Origin of the sequence: Pricia mediterranea (assembly GCF_032248455.1) — a bacterium.
Classification (GTDB): domain Bacteria; phylum Bacteroidota; class Bacteroidia; order Flavobacteriales; family Flavobacteriaceae; genus Pricia; species Pricia mediterranea.
In genome coordinates, this window is record NZ_JAVTTP010000002.1 from 98508 (window position 1) to 119963 (window position 21456).

Below are 21456 nucleotides of genomic sequence, written 5' to 3' on the forward strand. Positions count from 1 at the left end.
GGAAATTCCATCGGCAACAATTCTTTTCAATTGGGACTAAACCCGCTGCGATTGCATCAACCCAAATCTCGAAATTGACTATATTCGCTGCTGAAAATTATATTCGTATGTGGATTTGGGCAGGCTTTATTACCATAATCATTTTCTTTCTGGCACTGGATCTGGGGGTGTTCCATAAACATGATCATGTTATAAAAAGTAGGGAAGCGGGTATATGGACCGCCATTTGGGTCACCGTCGCCCTTTCTTTTAGCGGGGTCATTTGGTGGCTTTTCTCTGAGGGTCTGGTCGATAATCCGACACAGCTTACCCCTCAAAATGCCGTACTCAAGTATATTACTGGATATCTGATAGAGCTTTCCCTGAGTATCGATAACGTTTTTGTGATCGCGGTGATATTTTCTTCCTTTAAAATTCCCGCTCTGTACCAGCATCGGGTTTTGTTCTGGGGTATTTTGGGCGCTATCGTTTTTAGGGGATTGATGATACTTTTCGGGGTGGCATTGATCAATAAGTTTGAGTGGATAATCTACGTTTTCGGGGTCTTTCTGCTCATCACCGCCTTTAGGATGCTGAAATCCGATGACCACGCGGCCGATCCAAAGAATTCATGGTTGTTCAAACAGCTTAAAAAAATAGTTCCCATCACCTCCGAAAGACACGGACACGATTTTTTTATCAAGCGTATGGGCGTAACCGCCGCCACTCCCCTATTTGTGGCCTTGATGGTCATCGAACTGACAGACATACTCTTTGCGTTGGACAGTATTCCGGCGATTTTGGCGATTACCGCCGACCCGTTCATCGTTTTTAGTTCCAACATTTTGGCAATTCTAGGCCTGCGGTCCATGTATTTTTTGATTTCAAGAATGCTGGAAAAATTTCGCTACATCAATTATAGCCTTGTTGTCATTTTGGCCTTTGTCGGTCTTAAAATGTTGTTTTCACATTATATACATCTCCCTGAATGGGTATCTTTAACAGTGATAGCGGTTGCCTTGATTGCGGGTATTTTGGCCTCCCTGTTAATCTCGAAGGATAAGGGAGAAGTACCGCCCCGACCATAGCAGATTTCATTTGGGCGAATTTTACGATTGCGGTCGGTACAGTTGGCTTTGATCGATCCGGTCGCACATTTCGTTTGTTCCATATAATACTGCTAGAATGCAAGAAAGCAACATAACGGTTTCCGATTCCCTCGCCTTGTTCTATGAGCGGTTTATCGCGCAGTTGCCCGGCATAGGGATGGGCCTTCTGATCATAATTTTGGGCTTGTTGATCGGTTCTTGGTTGGGCGCTTTCGCGCGCAGGCGACTGGCCGCAAAAACCGACGATCCCTTGATGAGCCGCTTTTTGGGTAAGGCCATCAAATACACCTTGATTATCATTGCCATAATGCTCGCCCTTAATGCCGCCGGTCTTGGGGCGGTAGCAGCGGGAATTTTGACCGCTGCAGGGGCCAGTGCCGTAGTACTTGGATTTGCTTTTAAGGATATCGGGGAAAACTTTATATCGGGTATCATCCTGGCCTTTAGCCGGCCTTTCGATGTGAACGATACGGTCATGATCGGGGAGAACTTCGGAAAGGTGAAAGCTTTGGAATTCCGCTACACCAAGCTGAAAACCTTCGATGGAAAGGATGTCTATATTCCCAATAGTGATGTGCTGACCACGCCCGTGACCAACTACACGGAGGATGGCTTTTTCCGGTGGGATTTCATAATCGGAATCGCTTATGAGGATAATATCGAAGGGGCAAAACGTACCGTACTGGAAGCCCTACGCACAGCACCGGGCGTCATAGAGGACGAAGAACACGAGAATTTTGTTATTGAGGACGAATTGGCCACCAGTACCGTAAATCTTAAAGTATTTTTCTGGGTAGATACCAAGGATTTCCGGAGGATGGCCCTGATTACAAAAGGTATAGTCGTTAAAAGCGTCAAGGAAGCCCTTGAGGACGCCGGATACTACATGCCCGCCGATATACAGGAAATCAAACTGTACGGTGGCGAAACGGAATTTCCCGTTCGCCTGCAGCCAAAACCGGATGAGGACAAGGAATAAAATCGGCCAATATCAATATCCATCAGCTCGCAAGCTTCTCTCGAAAGTCGTTGATCACCCCGCCTTTCATCAGTAGGTCGATCTGCCGTTCACTTAGACTGTGGCTTACGGTAATTTCAAAATCTTCATTTTTGTTTTTCACCTGAACCCGAATCGGGTTTCTCTCCCGAACATCTTTTTTTAGATTTTTAAAAGATACCAGTGCACCCTGTTCGATTTTTTCAAGGTCCCCATCGTTCTCGAATTCCAAGGGCAAAATACCGAAGTTCACGAGGTTCTGCCAGGCGATCCGGGCATAATCCTTAGCAATGACGGCAACTTGGCCCAGATATTTAGGCGCGATGGCGGCATGCTCCCTACTGCTGCCCTGGGCATAGTTCTCCCCGGCAATCACAATGTGGCCCCCGAACTCTTCCTTGGCATCCAAGGCTCTCTTATAAAAGGTTTCGTCGATTACTGCGTAAGAAAATTCACTGATTTTAGGAACGTTACTGCGAAAAGGCAAAACGTCCGCCCCCGCCTTCATGATTTCGTCGGTGGAAATATTGTCTCCCATCTTTAATAAAACCGGGATTTCGTATTCGGACTTCAGGCCTTCCATTTCAGGAAGGGATTTGATATTGGGTCCTTTCTTCAGTTCCAGGGCTGTCGTATTTTTTGGGGGTGCCACCAACATATCCTCGTTAATGATATGCAGCTCGGGAGCCTCGAATTTCGGATATTTCATATCGTACAGTTCCTCTAGGTCACGCGGATCCGTGATCTTTCCGGTCAATGCGGAGGCCGCTGCGGTCTCGGGGCTGCATAAATAGACCTGATCGTCCTTAGTGCCCGATCGATCGGGGAAGTTCCTTGGCATGGTCCTCAAGCTAATGGTATTGCTCGCGGGGGCTTGGCCCATCCCGATGCAGCCCATGCATCCGGATTGGTGAAAACGTGCCCCTGCGGTAATCAAATTGCCAAAAGCCTTGTTTTCGATCATGTTCTGTATGATCTGTCGCGAAGTGGGATTGATATCGAAGGAGACCTCTTCGGCAGTGGATTTCCCCTCCACTATCGCCCCCGCTATCCAAAAGTCCCGCAGTCCCGGGTTGGCGGAAGAGCCGATGACCACTTGACTAATGGGCCTGCCTTCCACCTCGCGAACGGGTACCACGTTTCCGGGACTTGTGGGCAGGGCAATCAAGGGTACCAGGTTATCGAGCACAATTTCATCCTCTAGGTCATAGCTTGCGCCTTCGTCCGCCTTGAGTTCCTGCCAATCTTCTTCCCTCCCCTGAGATTTTAAAAAGCGTTTTGTTTCCCCGTCACTGGGAAAAACGGTAGTCGTAGCGCCCAGTTCCGCGCCCATGTTGGCAATAACGTGCCGGTCCATCGCGCTCAACTGCTCCAGCCCGTCCCCGTGATATTCGATGATTTTACCTACCCCACCCTTAACATCGTGGCGACGCAGCATTTCGAGGATTACATCTTTCGCGCTGACCCAGTCGGGCAGTTTGCCCGTCAGCTTCACGCCCATCACTTTCGGCATTTTCACAAAATAGGGCTGTCCCGCAATGGCGGCGGCCACATCGAGTCCGCCTGTACCGATGGCCAACATTCCCAGGGAGCCTGCAGCACAGCTATGGCTGTCCGACCCCACGAGGGTCTTACCCGGTTTTCCGAAACGCTCCATATGTATGGGGTGGCTCACTCCGTTCCCGGGCCTACTGAACCACAAGCCGAATTTTTGGGCGGCGGAATGCAGGAACAGGTGGTCATCGGCATTCTTGAAATCCGTCTGCAACAGATTATGGTCCACATACTGCACCGCCACTTCCGTCTTCGCCTGATCGAGTCCCATTGCTTCCAGTTCCAGCTGGACTAAGGTGCCGGTGGCATCCTGTAGCAAAGCTTGATCTATTTTCAGTCCGATTTCGGAACCGGGTTTCATTTCGCCTTCGATAAGATGGGAGCTGATCAGTTTTTGGGTGACGTTCATGGGTTTCATATCGGTATTATTTTGATTTTTTCTGGATTTCCGGTCTCTCGCGGCCCCGGGGGTCAGCGTTCGGGAACAAGATACTCATATTCCTAAAGACTAACCTCGAACCTAGTCTATTTTAATGAATAGGATAGACGGTATCAAAAAGAAATTTGCTACAAAACGAAAAATTGAATTTAAAATAAACCGATCGGTCTATTTTTTAGGTTCAAAATGACAAGGGGATGCTGCCCGCAATACATTTTTCCGTCCCTAATTTTTGCTGATTTTGGCATCGACGATCTGCAGGGCGTCCCCCACCGTTTGCATTCGGTCCATGTCATCGTTCTCGAGCATGATATCGAACGCATCCTCGACATCCAAAACTATATCCACCAGATTGGCGGAGTTAACGTTCAACTCCTCGATAAAATGACTTTCCATGGTAATATCGTCCACCGTCACGTCTTCCGGAAGGTAAATCTTGATAATATCCTTAAGCTTTTGATAGCGTTCATTCTTGGTCATATCTCTCAACATTGTCTTGTTCCCAATATTTAATACTAAATACTCAGTACTTAATACTCCTTAAAGATAACACAGGCATTGACATCTCCGAAGCCGAAACTGGACTTCGCCAAAATTTTAGGGCCATAATCCACAGTTTTTTGTGGGATTTTGGACTCATCCACTTTTTCCACGATTTGCGGATGAAGGTCTTCGCAATTGATGTTGCCGAAAATAGAGTTTTTTTCGAATTGTAGAAGGGCCGCTACGCACTCAATGCTTCCAGCGGCTGACAGGCAATGTCCGATTTGGCCTTTAAAGGAATTGATTAGAGGAAAATCTTCTCCGGACCGCCCCAACGCCTCACACCAATTTTCGATTTCAAGGGCGTCTTTTGCGGTTGCGGTCAAATGGCCGTTGATGGTATCGATATCGGAGTTGCGAATGCCCGAATTCCGCACTGCCTGGACGATACAGCGTTGTACGGCTTGGCTGTTGGGGGCGGTCATCGAGCCGTCACCACGCTGTCCGCCACTGTTTATAGACCCTCCCAGTACTTCCGCATATATTTTTGCTCCGCGTTCCTCTGCACTTACCAGGGATTCGAGCACCAATGCCCCCGCCCCGCTCCCCGGGACAAAGCCCGCTGCGGAGGCGCTCATGGGCCGACTGGCCTTATTCGGACTGTCGTTATAGTTTCGGGGCAGAATGCGGAGGGCGTCAAAGCCTCCCCATACGTAGGGACCGCTATCACTGCAGCTACCGGCAAGCATACGTTTGGCATTTCCGGTGGCGATACGGTCATAGGCCATTAAGATCGCTTCGGTACCGGTCGTACAGGCGGAGGAGTTGGTGGTCACTTGATTGCCACATCCCAACACCCCGTTCAGATAGGCACTGATTCCGCTGGCCATGGTCTGGATTACCGCCGTACTTCCAAGGCGTCGGACGTTTTGGGCATCGATCAATCGTACGGCTTCCCGAAACTTGGCCACCCCCAATGTACCTGCGCCGAATACTATACCACTGTCCCAATCCGGAAGCTCTGGGGAAGCTATGGGAAGGCCGGCATTGTTCCAGGCGTCGGTACCGGCTATCACCCCGTAGATGATGCCCGTAGCATTTAGGTCGCGTCGCTGCAAGGATGTAAAGTGGTGGTTTAGATGATTTTCGGTAACTTCCGGTCGTCCCGCAATTTGACATCCGAAACGAAGTTCTTCAAGTTCTGGTATAAAACGGATGCCGCTTTCCCCGTTCGCCATCGCATTCCCAAAGGCCTCGAGACTGATGCCGTTCGGGGCGCAGACCCCTAATCCCGTTATGACCACGCGCTCAGCCATGTTTTCTGGTTTTGATCATCCCCGCAATTTTACCCTTACAGATCAACCGTCCTTGGGCGTTATACATTTTTACATCGGATTTCAGTTTTTGGAACCTGAAATATATTTTTTTGGAGGTCACGGTAACTTTTTCATCGGGAAGCACAGGAAGCAGGAATTCCATATCGGCGCTGCTCATCCCGATGTGGACGTCCTCGGCCGCACCCTCCTCCCCCAAAAGATAGATACCCAGGCAGACCACTCCGATCTGGGCACAACATTCCGTAAGAATGGCACCTGGGGTAACGGGATTACCCTTGAAATGTCCTCCAAAAAAATCCAGGTCGCGCACAAATGTAAATGTTCCTCTACACCCGCTTTCGTCCACTTCAAGCAATTCATCCACAAAGAGGAATGGCTCACTGTAAGGGAGGTTTTGTAAGATCTGTGCAGGGCTCATGCTATTTTTTGTTCCTTTTTAATCACTAATCACTAATCACTAATCACTCATTACTTCTTACGTTCCCATATCTTGTCTTTCTGTTCTCTGTTCCCTTCTGTTTTTGCTTTGCTCCTTCCGTCCTTGCTTCTTTTGTTTTTATCCTGTATTCCTAAGTTCCCTACCTCAAGCTCTCCCCCCCATCGACTTTGATCACCGTTCCCGTTATCCATCGCGCTTCCTCGGTGGTGAGCAGGTACACCGCATTGGCGATATCTTCGGGAAGGGTTAAACGGCTATTGGGATTGCGCTGTAGGGCGTTCTCCTTGATGCTCCCGTGGTCGGGAATCATACGGAAGGCCTTGGTATCGGTGGTTCCGGCCTGGATGCAATTGGCTTTAATGCCTATGGACGCAAATTCCAAGGCGATATTCCGGGTCAGTGCCTCCAAGGTAGCCTTCGCGGCGGATACGGCGGCATAACCGGGCCAGGCTTTACTGCTGCCCTCGCTGGTGAAGGAAATGATACGGGCGTCTGCGTCGAACAGGCCTTCATTTGCCAATTCTTTGGTCCAATCATATAGGCTCAGGGCCATGGCGTTCAACGTCAATTCGAAATCCCTATGATCCAGCACGGGGCTGCGTTCTCCCTGCCAGTTTGAATTTCTCGAGAGGTTTCTTCTTTCCGCCGGCTTCCGTTCTTTCGAATGGTTCTGGTCTCCCAGGGGATTTCGTTCTTCGGAAGGACTTCGTTCTTCAAAAAACATCGGTTTAAGACTTCCCTTGGCGATACTGTGGACAAGCACCTTAAGGGTTTGACCCTCCTCTAACAGCGATTTGATTTCCCCAATGGCAGTACTGCGCTTCTCCGCATTCGCGACATCCAGATTATAACTTTTCAACTGTATCCCGTTGGAACTGATTTTCTGGAAATGGGACTGGATTTCCTTTATATCCGCCCTTCTGTCTCGATGCACGATGACAAGGTCAAAACCGTGACGCGCCAGCTTTCTGGCCGTCGCCAGCCCCAGCCCGCTGCTTCCACCCAAAATCAAAGCCCATCCTTTTTTTGCATCCCCCGTCATAAAATTTAAAGTTCTTATCCTTGAATCCTAATAAACGCCTAAACTTATAAACCCAAAAACTAAATTCACCACTCCAACAACACCCGTTGTGCCGAAAACCCGGGCCCGAAACTCAAGATCAAACCCTGTTCCCCTTTACCGATTCCTTTTTCCATAAAACGCTCCAGTACGTAAAGGACGGTAGCGCTACTCATATTCCCGAATTGGCGCAGCACCTCACGGGTATCGTCGATGTTTTTGCCCAGTTTTCCGAACAGCTCCTCTACGGTCTGCACGATCTTACGCCCCCCGGGATGAAAGATCAAGTGGTCGACCGCCTCGATCGAGGTACCGTGCTTCCGCAAAAAAGGATGAACGATATCAGGAAAATGTGCGGCAATGGTTTCGGGCACCTCGACATCCAAAATCATCTTGAGGCCGTGATCCGTCAAGTCGAAACCCATCATACGGGTGGCATCCGGAAAATGGTACATTTCCCCTCCTACTACTTTGGGTCCCGCTGCCGCCTTTTCGGAGGACAGCAGTACACAAGCCGCACCATCGCCGAAAATGGCCGCACTGACCATGTTCGCCATGGAATAATCGTCGAGCTGGAAAGTGGCAGTGGGACTCTCGACCGCTACCACAGCGGCCCGTTTATCGGGATTCTTCCGCAAAAAGCTTTCCGCATAAATGAGTCCCGATACCCCTGCCGCGCAGCCCATTTCGGTTACGGGAAGACGAACGACATCCTGTCTTAGGCCCAGATCGTTGATGAGAAAGGCATCTAAAGAGGGAATCATAATGCCGGTGCAGCTAACGGTTATAATATAATCTAAAGAATCGGGAGACCACGATGCTCGCTCCAAGGCCTTTTCAAGCACTCTTTTTCCCAGTTTTTTCACCTCACGGACATAAATATCGTTCTTTTTCCCAAAGGAAGTTGCCGTAAACACCTCTTCCGGCTCCATTATACTGTAGCGCCGATCTACTGCCGCCGCCTCGAAAATCTTAATTACTTTTCGGCGGAACCGTTCCTCCCGACCCGCCAGCCAAAGCTCTACTAAGGGAATGATATCCTCTGTATTCTTGCAATATTCCGGCAGCTGTTTCGCCACGGTGGTTACCCTTACTTCATTCATATGCTCCATTTAATCGTTGGGTATCCATGACCCATACATAGCGAAAGGCCCATTTCCACTTTATATCGTGGTCCACCGAAGGCAGAGTCTCGGCAAAGCGCTGCAGCTCCGCTCTGGTAAACCCGCTTTTTATGGATATCAATCCGTCGTGTTTCGCAATTTTTGTTCGTATAAAAATAGCACTAAAGCCCCTAAAAAGATGGTAGGCAAGCGGACTTCTTTGCAAATCGTTGATAACGACCCCTATACGTGCCAATTGGGTAAACCGATCTAGAAAAACCGAGATGTTTTCATCAAAGAAATGATGCATGGTAAGGGTACAGAGCACAATATCGCTATGCAGATCCTCGGGGGATAGCTGTAAAATGTCCTGCTTTATAAACTGTATTTCAGGAAAACCGGAAGAAGCGTTTCTCGCAATGGCCAGACACTTTTCGCTCAAATCGATACCAATGGCCTCAATCGATACGCCCATTCGTCGGCCCAATTTCACGACTTCCCGCAGCATGCCGCCGTTACCGCAACCCATGTCCACAATCGTATATGATTCTTGGGGGTGCTTGCGTATCAACTGCGCCACTCCCCGCAAGGTAATTTGATGGCCTCCCAATAGGCGATTGGTCCGGTCCACGTCGTGCAGTACTTTCTTGAGGATGTCGGAATCCATCCCCACATCGTCCATCAGTTCCGGATCTCTGTTCCGTTTTACAAAATCGCTCATCAGCTTATAGGTTTGCCATGGGTGCCGGCAATTAATTTTTGAAGTAATCGAGGGGATTTGACCATCCATGATAAAGCGATGGCGGACAACTGCGGATTCAGTAAAAGAGATTGCAAACGTCTTCCCGTCCACAGCCGCCTCTGAAAATACTTGTTCCATTGTGCTTGGTACTCCTTTTCGAGATAGCTACGATTGCGACGTTTATCCCTTAAATAACCATCGATCAACTCCGCTGCGATTTTAGCGCTGTGAATCGCCATGGCCATCCCGTTCCCGCAAAGCGGATGTATCAGTCCCGCCGTATCCCCGCACATCAAAATGTGCCGCTCCACCGCTTGCTTGGGGTGAAAAGAAATCTGGGCTATAGTCAAGGGCGCGTCGAACAACGGGGTCGCATGTTGTAAGAACTTCCCCAAAAACGGATTTTGGGACACGACCTTGACATTAAAACTTTCAATACTTTTTTCTTGTCTGAAACTGCTATACGACGCGAGATAACAGAAATTGACCGCTCCGCTTTCCGTTCGCGAGAGACCGGCATATCCCCCCTTGAAATTGTGTAATGCCACCACATCATCTGGAAAATCCTCATAGGAATAATGGGATTTCACCGCTAACCAAGAGGATTTTTTTTCGATAAAATCCCGATTCAGGACTTTATCCAGGGCCGCACGTTTGCCGTAGGCCCCGATCGCTATATCTGAAGTATAAGTTTCGCCTGATTCCGTAACCACCTCAAAAACAGTATCTACATAGGAAATTGACGCGACACTCTTAAAGAGAAACTGGGCGCCGAGCTTTACCGCACGACGATAGAGCAACTCATCGAAGGCATACCGGCTGATACCCTTTCCTCCCAAAGGAAGACGGGCCTCCAATCCTTTTCCACCTACCGTACTTAACTGCAAACGCTTTATTTCAACGGCAGATGCGTTTTCAAGCGAAATTCCCAATTCGTGCAGATAGGGCACTATTTCGTTAGAAACATATTCCCCGCACACCTTGTGGTGGGGATATCCATATCTTTCGAATATAGTTACCTGATGCCCCCTTCTGCTCAAATCGATAGCAGCGGTCAACCCGGCCAATCCGCCCCCTACCACTATAATTTCGCGATGCTGCATGCAGTAAACTATTGGATTTTATCCCTTTACCTGCTGCTGGGCTTCTTGTTTCAGGGCATCACTCGCCACGATGGCCATCTCGACCCGGCGGTTTTGCGCCTTGCCTTCTTTAGTGGTATTGTCGGCTACAGGTTGATTCTCGCCATACCATTTGGTGGTGAATCGACTTCTGTCGATACCTTGGGAAACCAGATAATCGGTCACCGAGGTTGCCCGTTTTTTGGAAAGGTCCATGTTATAGGCATCGGGACCGGCACTGTCCGTATGGCCTTCTACCAATATGTTGGTCTTAGGATATTCCTTCAAAATCTCGGCCATGCTATTGAGCGTACTCACCGAAGTGCCTTTTACGTCCGATTTATCGGTATCGAAGTGCACCCCTTGCCCTTCGTTAAAGGTAACATTAATGCCTTCCCCGACCCTGGTCACCTCGGCCCCCGGAATTTCTGTTTCGATACGTTCCGCCTGTCGGTCCATACGGTTTCCGATAAATCCACCGGCTACGCCACCCACTGCTGCACCTAAAATGGCACCCAATACGGTATTGTTGCCATCTCCGACATTATTGCCTATAACGCCTCCGATCGCGGCACCGCTTCCGGCACCGATGGCGGCTCCTTTTTGTTTGTTGTTCGCGTTTTTTACGGTATTACAACCCATCACCATGGCGAGCGCCATGACCAGGTAGGTCGATTTTAAGAATATACGTTTCATAGGTCTGAATTATTAGTTAAAAATTATTTACTGACGGCTGAACTCATAAATTACGGAAACGGGATCGCCCTCGACCGTCACATTCGATTTCAAGGTCATTTGGGAGGGGGCCAAGGACACTACATCCAACCGGTAGCCCTGTTTGCCGTAAATATCGTTTTTCTTCTCGTCGATGTACTTGAACTGTAACTGTTCGCCGCCACCTTGATTTTCGATGATGGACCAACGGATATTGCGCTGGCCACCCGAACACAGGCTTCCCGGTTGGATCGTGTAGTTCCCGGTGCTGTTATTGTTCCTGAAAAACCAGGTACTGCCCTCAAAGCATACCGCGGAAGCATCGTCGAACAGTTGTGCCTTGAAATCGCCTTCGCTGCCCTCATATCCGACATTGTCAAGCGTCCAGGTTCCATCGACCATTTTGCGGTCGTTCCGAACTTGTTTCGAGGTAGAACATGAAAACATAAGCAGGCTTGCTGCAAATAATACAATACTATTTCTAATCATAAATCTCTGTTTAAAAGGTTGTTGCTAAAAAATACTTGCATGCTTATACGATGAAACGGACATCCAAGGTTTAAATTACCACAAAGTTGATTTTTATCGGCGTTTATTGTTGCTGTAAACCAAGAATATATTGGCTCGATTGCAACTACCGACCAGAGCTAGTATGCCAACAGCTCTAGAAGTGCCGTGACGAACCTTTGTTTGGGGAGATAACCGTCTTCCAGATTTTTGGAGAAAGGGATGGGAGTTTCCAAACTGGCGACCCGTTTGATGGGACCGTCCAAATACTCAAAACGGTTTTCCATGACCAAGGCGGATATATCACTGGCAATGCCCCCGAACAGACTATCTTCTTGTAGGATAATCAGTTTCCCGGTTTTTTCGAGGGATGTATAAATGGTAGCCATATCCAAGGGCATCAACGTACGTAAATCGATAAGGTCGGCCTCGATGTCCGGATGCTCTTCCAAAGTCCTTAGTGCCCAATGCACCCCCGCCCCGTAGGAAACGATGGTAATCTGATCGCCTTTTCTCAGCAAGGTCGCCTTTCCAAAGGGCAGGGTGTAATAATCCGTCGGAACATCTTGATATATGCTTCGATACAGGCCCTTATGTTCAAAAAATAGCACGGGATTGGGATCATTGATAGCCGTCGCCAGAAGTCCCTTTGCATCATAAGGAAAGGCGGGATAGGCCACTTTGAGTCCCGGGGTCTTGGTAAACCAGGCCTCATTGGTCTGGGAGTGAAAGGGACCGGCGCCCACATCGCCCCCGCAGGGCATACGGATGACCACATCGGCGTTGGCACCCCAACGGTAATGTGATTTGGCGAGGTAGTTCACGATCGGATTAAAGCCGCTACTGGCAAAATCCGCAAATTGCATCTCCACCACGGCCTTCATGCCGTTGATGGAGAGTCCCATTGCCGCCGATACAATGGCGGATTCGCAAATCGGAGTGTTCCGCACCCTATCTTTTCCGAAGGCATCGGCAAAGCCATCCGTAATTTTAAACACCCCGCCGTATTCCGCGATATCCTGTCCCATAATCACTAAGTTGTCATGGGCCTCCATGGATTGTTTCAAACCTTGGGAAACGGCATCCACAAGGCGTATGTTTTCCATTTTATCCTTCGGGGCAACCTGCTCAACTTCAAACTGTTTGTAAACGTCCTTTAATTCGTTGCTTTGATTAAAGCTTACGGGCGATTCCCGGGTCGCAAATTGTAAGTGCTCGTTGATCTCAGAATTGATTTCGGATTTAAACGCATCTATTTGGGCGCTGTTCAATAAGCCTTCCCTTGCCAAAAAAGCTTCGTAGTTGGCAATGGGATCTTTTGCGCCCCAGGTCGCCATCAACTCATCCGGCACATACTTCGTGCCGCTGGCTTCTTCGTGGCCGCGCATCCGAAACGTCCGGAATTCCAACAGCACGGGTTGCGGATGCTTTCTTATCCGTTTACAGAGGGCATCCACCTTCCCGAATACTTCCAAAACATTGTTCCCGTCAATCGTATACGATTCCATCCCATAGCCTATACCCCTATCCGATAGGTCTTTACAATTGTACTGTTCGCTAGTGGGGGTGGACAGGCCGTATCCGTTGTTCTCGATACAAAAAATCACTGGAAGCTGCCAGACGGAGGCGATATTCAGGGCTTCGTGAAAATCACCTTCGCTCGTACCGCCCTCCCCGGTAAAGACCGCCGTGACCCGTTCCCTCCCTTGCAGTAGGTCGGCAAGGGCAATGCCATCGGCAACGCCCAATTGGGGTCCCAAATGGGAAATCATGCCTACCACCTTGTACTCCTGCGTACCGAAGTGGAAGCTACGGTCACGGCCCTTGGTGAATCCCCCTGCCTTGCCCTGCCATTGTGAAAAGAGCTGCTGTAAGGGAATTTCCCGGGTCGTAAAAACCCCCAGGTTGCGGTGCATGGGCAATATATATTCCTCTTTGTCCATTGCGCTGGCCACCCCTATCGAAATGGCTTCTTGTCCGATACCACTGAACCATTTGGAAATCTTGCCCTGCCGTAACAAGATCAGCATCTTCTCTTCGATCAACCGCGGTTTAAGCATGCGCCGATAGAGCTGCACCAGCGTGGCGTCGTCGTAATTTTCCCTTCGATATTTCATGGACGTACTTTCTAATAACCGCTAAAATTAAGGAAAAGATGTATCACTATCGAGGCTATCCGATGGATTGACCTGCCAGGGCTGAAACGAAGATTTGGGCTAAACCCAAGGTTGATCTCAATTTTCTTAACTTTGGTCCAACTTTTAAAATACAGCTATGAATGCCATACCCAGCGTTGACCTACGGGACTTCGTATCCGACGACCCAAAACGCAAGCAAAAATTTATTCAGGAAATCGGTGCGGCCTTCGAGGATATCGGTTTTGTCGCCCTAAGCGGCCATTTTCTATCTGAAGAACTGGTGGACAAGCTATATGAGGAAATCAAAAAGTTTTTCGCGCTGGATCAGGAGACGAAAGACAAGTATGAAATCGAAGGTATCGGAGGGCAACGCGGTTACACCTCCTTCGGAAAAGAACACGCTAAGGGCAGAAAAGAAGGGGACTTAAAGGAGTTCTGGCATTTCGGGCAATACGTGGAGGACAATCCCGAACTGGAAAGGGAATATCCCGACAATGTCACCGTTACCGAATTGCCCGATTTCAATGCCGTGGGCAAAGAGACCTATAAGATGTTGGAGAAAACGGCAAAATACGTGCTGAGGGCCCTGGCCTTGCATTTGAATTTGGAGGAAGACTATTTCGACGAATATATCAAGAACGGTAATTCCATCTTACGGCCCATTCACTACCCGCCCATCACTGAAGAACCAAAAAATGCGGAACGGGCGGCCGCACACGGCGACATCAACCTGATTACCTTGCTGATGGGCGCCCAAGGCCGCGGTCTTCAGGTGAAGAACCACCAAGGGGAATGGATCGATGCCATCGCCGCCCCGAACGAGCTAATGATCAATGTAGGCGATATGCTCTCGCGGTTGACGAACAATAAGCTGAAATCCACCATTCACAAAGTCATCAATCCCCCTCGGGAGCAATGGGGCACTTCACGCTACTCGATACCCTTTTTTATGCATCCCGTAAGCGACATGCCGTTGGATTGTCTTGAGAACTGCGTGGACGAAGAACATCCGAAACAATTCGAGGATAGTACCGCCGGCGAATATTTGCACGAACGGCTTGTGGAGCTTGGGCTTGTGGAGAAAAAATAGAACGAGTACTTTGACAAAGCTTAAAATGAGGTCATGGACTTAAAAGACCAATTGAAAAATCTTTTTCCAGAACATGAGGTTCCGGAAGACGAGAAGCAGCCCGAAAAGAAAGACGATATCTGGCTTCAAGACGATCCGATTCTTTGCAAGTACGAAAAGCGCAGGGGAAAGCCGATTACGATCTTGGACGGTTATAACGGTGCCCAGAGCGATTTCAGGAAATTGGCCAAGGAATTGAAGACCGAGCTCGGCGTGGGAGGAAGCTTTAAGAACGGGAAAATCATCATCCAAGGGGATTACAGGGCCCGGATTATGGAAATCCTGAAGCAGAAAGGCTTTTCGGTCAAGCGGGTGGGAGGCTAAACATCGAGATTTTCTAGTGCCATACAAAAAATAAAGTACAATTTTTATCGTTTATTTTTGTTTGTTTTTATTTAATAGTACATTTAATCCTTGAGAACCTAAACTACATTCCGCATGAGTTCCCTGCTGCACATCACCAACGGAGATAAATTTACGGATAAATTAAAATCCCTCTCACTTAAAGGTGATATTATTACCTGGCGCGAAATGCTCTGCGAGGGAAAAACGCTGACGAGTGTGGGCAGTGAGTCCTTTTGGAAGACGCGCTTCGAATTCCTCAATAAAAATTACAAAATTTCCAAATCCTGGTTCGTCGAAAAGACGTTAAAGGAATACCGCTCCCTTTGCAACCACAAACAACAAGACGAAATCGTACTTTGGTTCGATTACGACCTCTTCTGCCAAATCAATATGTTGGCCGTGCTCAGTTGGCTCAAGACAAATCGAAAGTATGCCCAGATTTCTTTGGTCTGTTCCGGTAAGGAAGATGACTCCCAGAAGATGTACAGCTTGCACGACCTGAGCGACGAACAGTTGATGCAACGTTACGAGAACAAGGTGGAACTGAATCAGGACGATATCGAATACGCCGATTATGTGTGGCAACTCTATTGCAGTGACAATCCCATCCGTCTTGAAAACCTTACGGACTATTCCGACTACCAGTTCGATTATCTCGATGGCGCGATACAGGCCCATCTACACCGGTTCCCTAGCATTAAGAACGGACTGAACGGAATGGAGAATGCTATGCTACGGTTGGCCGAGGAGAGAAAGCCTATTAACCGGACAACTTTTTTGAACGATATTCTTGAGAACCAACTTATTTTGGGCTTTGGCGATTCGCAGTACGAAAGGGCACTCGATCGATTAAAACCCTTATTTTCTTCATTTAAGCCCGTACGACTGACCAAAAAAGGAAAACAGATTCTCGATAACCAAACCAGTTATTATTCCCGTCTTCGTGATAATGATGTCTATTTGGGCGGCGCCCTGAAATACAACTTTCTCTACAACACCGATACGAGTAGGATCCTGAAGCTCTAGAATGTTAGGTACCTCCGAGCTTATCCTTAATCCCGACGGTAGCATTTACCATCTGAACCTGTTACCGGAAGATCTTGCGGATACCGTTATCACCGTGGGCGACCCCGACCGTGTATCAGAGGTATCCTCGTTTTTCGAAACGGTGGAAATCAAGAAAGGCAAACGGGAATTCCGTACCCATACCGGCATTCTTAACGGAAAACGGCTGAGCGTGGTCTCTACCGGGATAGGAACGGACAATATCGATATTGTCCTCAACGAACTCGATGCCTTGGTCAACATCGATTTTAAATCGCGGACGCTGCATTCCAAAAAGAAAAAGTTGGACATTGTCCGTATCGGTACCTCCGGGGCGATACAGCCCGATATTCCCTTGGATTCCTTCTTGATGAGCGAATACGCCATCGGCCTAGACGGTTTACTTCATTTTTACCATTCCACAGCTGTCCAGTACACGGAAATGGCGGAGGCCTTTGCGGCGCATACCGGCTGGTCGAGCAAAAAAGCGGAGCCCTATGCCGTTGAATGTGATGCGGTGATAGCAAAAAAGCTTCTTTCAAATCGTATACGATTGGGGATAACGCTTACCAATACTGGATTCTACGGTCCCCAAGGCAGAAAATTGAGGCTTCAGACGCACAACGACCGTTTTATGGAAGGGCTGAAGGATTTCAAATTCGCGGAACTCAAGATTACCAATATGGAAATGGAGACATCGGGAATTTATGGGCTCTCAAAACTGCTGGGCCACCGTGCCGTTTCGATGAACTGTATCCTAGCCAACCGGAGTACGGGGGAGTTTTCTGCAAATCCCAAAAAAGCGACCCGGGACCTCATAGGCTATTGCCTCGAAAAAATCTGTGGGTAATAGTTTGGTTGTAATTCTCTAATCGCGATCAACAGCTGAAAAATAATCTTTATGAAAAAAGTAAATATAGTAGGAGTCCCCGAGCATTTTAACCTTCCTTGGCATATGGCCATTGAAGAAGGGGCTTTTGAAGATCGCGGTATCGATTTGCAATGGACCGACATACCCGAAGGTACGGGAAGAATGAACCAGATGTTGCAAAAAGGAGAAACCGATCTGGCCATCATCTTGACCGAGGGCATCGTCAAAGGCATTGCCGCAGGAAACCCGACCCGAATCGTGCAGGAATATATTGCCACGCCCCTCCTCTGGGGCATTCACGTGGGTGCCAAGAGCGACTACACTTCCGTGGCGGACCTGAATCGGACTAAAACGGCCATCAGCCGTTTTGGCAGTGGGAGCCATCTCATGGCCTATGTAAACGCCGAAAAAGAGCATTGGGATACCGATAGCTTGAAGTTCGAGGTCATCGACGATTTAGAAGGCGCCATTAAAGCGCTTACCAACGGGACAGCGGATTATTTCATGTGGGAACATTTTACCACAAAGCCGCTGGTCGATAAAGGCATCTTCCGCAGATTGGCCGACCGTCCCACCCCGTGGCCCTGCTTTATGGTGGCGGCAACAACGGATTTCCTAGAAGAACATTCCGGTACGTTGGACCATATTTTGGACGTTATCAACGGTTACACCTCAGAGTTTAAGGAGATTCCCAGTATCGACCGAACCCTCGCCAATCGCTACGGACAAGAGCTGGAAGACATTCGTGAATGGCTATCCCTCACGGAATGGAGCCAAGAACAGATATCAACGCAAAATATTGATAACGTGCAGCGTACACTAAACAATTTAAAGTTGATCGACAAAACTATACCAGTTGACCAAATTCTAAATTAAACGGTTGCGAAAGTCGCTAACGGGCCCAATTTTTCAACCTTAGGATTACCACTCGATCGGCCGTTTTCCTATTTTTTTGAGGATTTCGTTGGTTTGGCTAAAATGTCCGTTCCCGAACCAATAGCCCCGATTGGCACTCAAAGGCGAGGGGTGCCCCGAAGTCAGGATATAGTGTTTTTCTTCGTCGATCAAAGCGGCCTTCTTTTTGGCGTATCCGCCCCAGAGCAAAAACACCAAACCTCCCTTTTCATCGGACAGTTTGCGAATTACGGCATCGGTAAAGGCTTCCCATCCTTTCTTTTGGTGGCTGCCCGCATTCCGGGCGCGTACCGTCAAGGTGGCATTGAGCAGAAGCACGCCTTGCCTGGCCCAATGCTCCAGGTCGCCGCTCTTCGGATAGGACTTTCCCACATCATTTTCCAATTCCTTAAAAATATTGATCAAGGACGGGGGATGCGCTATCCCGTCCTTCACCGAAAAACAGAGTCCGTTTGCCTGATCCGGACCGTGGTAGGGATCTTGTCCGATTAAAACCACTTTGGTGCTGTCAAAGGGACAATGCTCAAACGCCGCGAAAATATCACTGCCCTGCGGATAGCAGGTGTTTTCGGCGTATTCCTTTTTCACAAAATGGATTAGAGCCGAGAAATAGGGCTGTCGGAATTCTTGGGAGAGTTGTTGCTTCCAGCTTTCTTTTATGGTTACGGGCATATTTTCTTGTATTGGAAATCCAAAAATAAGGATTGTAACGCAATCGTGGCCCGGCGCGATACATGCTAATTACCTACCTTTGCAACCGATTTTTGATCTTATGGTAAAAATTCCGAAAAAGACACTTCAAGACCTTGAATTTCCCACCGTATTGCAACAGGTATCCACCCGCTGCAACACCGGGCTGGGGAAGACCAGGGCTTTGGGAATCAAACCGATTTCCGATACTGAAACTTTGCTTGAGACCCTGGGGCGAACCTCGGAATACCTGGCCTCCTTCGTCAATGAAAACAGGATTCCCAACCACGGTTTTGATGCCGTGGACAAGGAATTAAAACTGTTGAAAATCGAGAACACTACTTTAGAAGTGTCGGGCTTTCAAAAAATCGCAAGTATTTGTAAGACCGTGGATTCCCACAAGAAGTTCTTTAAAAAGTTTAATGAATACTATCCGTTGCTTTTTGCATCTTCAGAAGAAATCGAGGCCAACAGGGACATTCCTACCCAAGTGGACACCATAATCGACCGCTTCGGGGAGGTGAAGGACAGTGCTTCGGATAAGCTATCGACCATTCGTCAGGAAATAAATCAAGTAAAAAGCAAGATCGGACAAAGTTTTGCCTCCGCCCTGAATACCTATCACGGTTCGGACTATCTCGATGATATTCGGGAATCGGTGGTCGAGAACCGTAGGGTATTGGCGGTCAAGGCCATGTACCGGAAAAAAGTAAAGGGTACGGTAATGGGCACTTCCAGAACGGGAAGCATCGTGTATATCGAGCCCGAGACCACCCTGAAATACAGCAGGGAACTGAACAATTTGGAATTCGACGAAAAGGAGGAGATCAGGCGGATCCTGAACACTTTGACGCACCGCATACGTCCCTTCGCACCGCTTCTGGTGGATTATCAGGATTTTTTGGCGGATATGGACATCACCGCCGCCAAGGCCAGGTACGCGTCAGATACCAACGCGCTGCTGCCGGAAATCAACACCAAAAAGCGTTTGTTCCTTCGGGACGCTTACCATCCCCTACTCTATTTGAGCAATGAGCGAAATAGTGAAAAAACCTGGCCACAGACCATTGAATTGCACCCCGAAAACCGGATAATCGTAATTTCAGGTCCCAATGCGGGCGGCAAGAGCATTACCCTGAAGACCATTGGCCTACTTCAGGTAATGCTTCAATCGGGACTGTTAATCCCCGTTCATGAAAGGAGTTCTGCATGTTTATTTAATCGTGTTTTAACGGATATCGGGGATAACCAGTCCATCGAAAACCATCTGAGTACTTACAGTTACCGGCTCAAGAACATGAACCGCTTTTTGCGAAAATGTGATGCCGAAACCCTGTTTTTGATCGACGAGTTCGGTACGGGCAGTGATCCCGAACTCGGTGGGGCCTTGGCGGAAGCCTTTTTGGAGGTGTTCTACAAAAGGGAATCCTTCGGGGTGATTACGACCCACTACGCCAATTTAAAGGCATTGGCGGACGAGTTGCCGCATACCACTAACGCCAATATGCTTTTTGATGGAAAAACACTTGAACCCATCTTTCAATTGGTTCTGGGGGAGGCGGGCAGTTCCTTCACCTTCGAGGTGGCCCAAAAGAACGGCATTCCCTACAACCTGATCAACAAGGCCAAAAAGAAAATTGAAAGGGGGAAGGTCCGTTTCGACGCAACCATCGCCAAACTTCAAAAAGAACGGAGTAAAATGGCGCAAACGGGGGACCGCCTACAAGAAGAGGAATCGAAAGCTAGGGAAGAAGCCCAGCGACTGGAAAAACTCAACGCCAAGATCAAGTCCAAGCTCGAGAATTACCAAGAGCTTTACGACCACGACCAGCGGATGATCCATTTGGGCAATAAAGTGGACAAGGCCGCGGCAAAATATTTTCAGGAAAACAAAAAGCGCCCCTTGGTATCGGAGCTGCTGCGCATCGTGGAGACCGAAAACAGCAAACGGAAGAAGAAATCCGCCGCAGCGGCCAAAGCCGAACGAACTAAACATGCCGAAGTGGCCCAAGAGGCACGGAGCAAGGTGAAGCACATCCGGGAGAAAAAGAAAGTAGCGAAGAAGAAGGCGGTCATCAAGGAAAGGAACAAGCCCTTACCGGTTTTCAAGATTGGCGACCGGGTCCGCCTAAAAGACGGGAAGGCCGTCGGGAGCATCGACACCCTTGAAAAGAAAAAGGCCATTGTCAACTACGGGCAGTTTAAGACCCACGTTGGGCTGGAGCAGTTGGAGTTGGTGGGTAAGAAGGGAAAAACATGAAAAAATCACATAAAATACTGTTATTCGATGGGGTCTGCAATCTCTGTAACGGGGCCATACAATTTATCATCAAACGGGATAAAAAGGATGTCTTTCGATACGCGCCCTTACAAAGCGAGATTGGTCAAAAGCTGATTTCCGAACGTCATATCGACACCGAACGTATAGACTCCTTTATCCTAATCGAACCGGGCGTGGCGTACTATACCAAATCCGATGCCACGTTGGAAATCGGAAAACATCTGAGCGGGTTTCGAACGCTTTCCGTTCTCCTCTCCGGCGTTCCCCACAGGTTACGCGATTTCGTATATGATTTCGTCGCCAGAAATCGCTATAAATGGTACGGAAGAAAGAAGGAATGTATGGTGCCGACCCCGAAATTAAAGGCGAAATTTTTAGAGTAATAGTTTCGAGAAATATCATGGTTTGAATTGGGTGCTTCAGAACACGCAAGACAAGAATAATTTTCGAAAGTCAGCT

General features: G+C 48.5%; 21 protein-coding genes. 9 read left to right on the top strand and 12 right to left on the bottom strand.

Annotated elements, in window-relative coordinates; all coding sequences use genetic code 11:
• Positions 1 to 107: 107 nt before the first annotated feature.
• A complete protein-coding gene (locus RQM65_RS17965; protein WP_314016990.1) occupies positions 108 to 1067 on the top strand; it encodes a TerC family protein in 960 nt (319 codons plus the stop codon).
• A 97-nt stretch (positions 1068 to 1164) separates the two neighbouring features.
• Entirely contained in the window at positions 1165 to 2067 is a 903-nt protein-coding gene (locus RQM65_RS17970) for a mechanosensitive ion channel family protein (protein WP_314016992.1), read from the top strand.
• 22 nt (positions 2068 to 2089) lie between these two features.
• Here the strand turns inward: RQM65_RS17970 and RQM65_RS17975 are convergent, their stop codons facing one another.
• The 11 genes from RQM65_RS17975 to RQM65_RS18025 form a co-directional block, all read right to left on the bottom strand.
• Entirely contained in the window at positions 2090 to 4057 is a 1968-nt protein-coding gene (locus tag RQM65_RS17975; RefSeq protein WP_314016994.1) for an aconitate hydratase, read from the bottom strand.
• 246 nt (positions 4058 to 4303) lie between these two features.
• Positions 4304 to 4558 (bottom strand): acyl carrier protein, encoded by a 255-nt coding sequence (locus RQM65_RS17980; protein ID WP_314016996.1) that lies wholly within the window; start codon positions 4556 to 4558, stop codon positions 4304 to 4306.
• A 50-nt stretch (positions 4559 to 4608) separates the two neighbouring features.
• Positions 4609 to 5877 (bottom strand): beta-ketoacyl-[acyl-carrier-protein] synthase family protein, encoded by a 1269-nt coding sequence (locus RQM65_RS17985; RefSeq protein ID WP_314016998.1) that lies wholly within the window; start codon positions 5875 to 5877, stop codon positions 4609 to 4611.
• Positions 5870 to 6316 (bottom strand): 3-hydroxyacyl-ACP dehydratase FabZ family protein, encoded by a 447-nt coding sequence (locus RQM65_RS17990; protein ID WP_314017000.1) that lies wholly within the window; start codon positions 6314 to 6316, stop codon positions 5870 to 5872. Before RQM65_RS17990 ends, RQM65_RS17985 begins: the two co-directional genes overlap by 8 nt.
• A 160-nt stretch (positions 6317 to 6476) precedes the next feature.
• On the bottom strand, positions 6477 to 7379 hold the full coding sequence (locus tag RQM65_RS17995; protein ID WP_314017002.1) for an SDR family oxidoreductase: 903 nt from the start codon (positions 7377 to 7379) through the stop codon (positions 6477 to 6479).
• Positions 7380 to 7444: 65 nt separating this feature from the next.
• Positions 7445 to 8500 carry a type III polyketide synthase gene (locus RQM65_RS18000; protein WP_314017004.1) on the bottom strand — a complete coding sequence of 352 codons (1056 nt, stop codon included), beginning with the start codon at positions 8498 to 8500 and terminating at the stop codon, positions 7445 to 7447.
• The gene (locus RQM65_RS18005) at positions 8493 to 9221 is read right to left on the bottom strand and encodes a methyltransferase domain-containing protein (protein WP_314017005.1); all 729 of its coding nucleotides are present in this window, start codon (positions 9219 to 9221) and stop codon (positions 8493 to 8495) included. Before RQM65_RS18005 ends, RQM65_RS18000 begins: the two co-directional genes overlap by 8 nt.
• Positions 9221 to 10345: an NAD(P)/FAD-dependent oxidoreductase gene (locus RQM65_RS18010; RefSeq protein ID WP_314017007.1), complete on the bottom strand. Its 1125-nt coding sequence runs from the start codon at positions 10343 to 10345 to the stop codon at positions 9221 to 9223. Before RQM65_RS18010 ends, RQM65_RS18005 begins: the two co-directional genes overlap by 1 nt.
• Before the next feature lie 18 nt (positions 10346 to 10363).
• Entirely contained in the window at positions 10364 to 11059 is a 696-nt protein-coding gene (locus RQM65_RS18015; protein WP_314017008.1) for a YiaD family glycine zipper/OmpA-like lipoprotein, read from the bottom strand.
• Positions 11060 to 11086: 27 nt separating this feature from the next.
• Positions 11087 to 11566, bottom strand: coding sequence for a lipocalin-like domain-containing protein (locus RQM65_RS18020; protein ID WP_314017009.1), 480 nt, complete (start codon positions 11564 to 11566; stop codon positions 11087 to 11089).
• 158 nt (positions 11567 to 11724) lie between these two features.
• The gene (locus RQM65_RS18025; protein WP_314017010.1) at positions 11725 to 13701 is read right to left on the bottom strand and encodes an alpha-ketoacid dehydrogenase subunit alpha/beta; all 1977 of its coding nucleotides are present in this window, start codon (positions 13699 to 13701) and stop codon (positions 11725 to 11727) included.
• 157 nt (positions 13702 to 13858) lie between these two features.
• Between RQM65_RS18025 and RQM65_RS18030 the strand changes: the two genes are divergently transcribed.
• The 5 genes from RQM65_RS18030 to RQM65_RS18050 all read left to right on the top strand — a co-directional run bounded on the left by RQM65_RS18030 (position 13859) and on the right by RQM65_RS18050 (position 17987).
• On the top strand, positions 13859 to 14812 hold the full coding sequence (locus RQM65_RS18030; RefSeq protein ID WP_314017011.1) for an isopenicillin N synthase family dioxygenase: 954 nt from the start codon (positions 13859 to 13861) through the stop codon (positions 14810 to 14812).
• Between the two features lie 33 nt (positions 14813 to 14845).
• Positions 14846 to 15175, top strand: coding sequence for a translation initiation factor (locus RQM65_RS18035; RefSeq protein WP_314017012.1), 330 nt, complete (start codon positions 14846 to 14848; stop codon positions 15173 to 15175).
• A 114-nt stretch (positions 15176 to 15289) separates the two neighbouring features.
• Positions 15290 to 16222, top strand: a complete 933-nt coding sequence (locus RQM65_RS18040; RefSeq protein ID WP_314017014.1) for a DUF1835 domain-containing protein — start codon at positions 15290 to 15292, stop codon at positions 16220 to 16222.
• 1 nt (position 16223) lies between these two features.
• Positions 16224 to 17090: a nucleoside phosphorylase gene (locus RQM65_RS18045; RefSeq protein WP_314017015.1), complete on the top strand. Its 867-nt coding sequence runs from the start codon at positions 16224 to 16226 to the stop codon at positions 17088 to 17090.
• Positions 17091 to 17141: 51 nt separating this feature from the next.
• Positions 17142 to 17987 (top strand): substrate-binding domain-containing protein, encoded by an 846-nt coding sequence (locus RQM65_RS18050; protein WP_314017017.1) that lies wholly within the window; start codon positions 17142 to 17144, stop codon positions 17985 to 17987.
• Between the two features lie 45 nt (positions 17988 to 18032).
• On the opposite strand, the gene ung is transcribed toward RQM65_RS18050, so the two are convergent.
• The gene (gene ung / locus RQM65_RS18055) at positions 18033 to 18698 is read right to left on the bottom strand and encodes a uracil-DNA glycosylase (protein WP_314017019.1); all 666 of its coding nucleotides are present in this window, start codon (positions 18696 to 18698) and stop codon (positions 18033 to 18035) included.
• A 100-nt stretch (positions 18699 to 18798) separates the two neighbouring features.
• On the opposite strand from ung, the gene RQM65_RS18060 reads away from it, so the two are divergent.
• Both RQM65_RS18060 and RQM65_RS18065 read left to right on the top strand, forming a co-directional pair.
• Positions 18799 to 20976 carry an endonuclease MutS2 gene (locus tag RQM65_RS18060; protein ID WP_314017020.1) on the top strand — a complete coding sequence of 726 codons (2178 nt, stop codon included), beginning with the start codon at positions 18799 to 18801 and terminating at the stop codon, positions 20974 to 20976.
• The gene (locus RQM65_RS18065) at positions 20973 to 21380 is read left to right on the top strand and encodes a thiol-disulfide oxidoreductase DCC family protein (RefSeq protein WP_314017022.1); all 408 of its coding nucleotides are present in this window, start codon (positions 20973 to 20975) and stop codon (positions 21378 to 21380) included. Before RQM65_RS18060 ends, RQM65_RS18065 begins: the two co-directional genes overlap by 4 nt.
• Positions 21381 to 21456 lie beyond the last annotated feature (76 nt).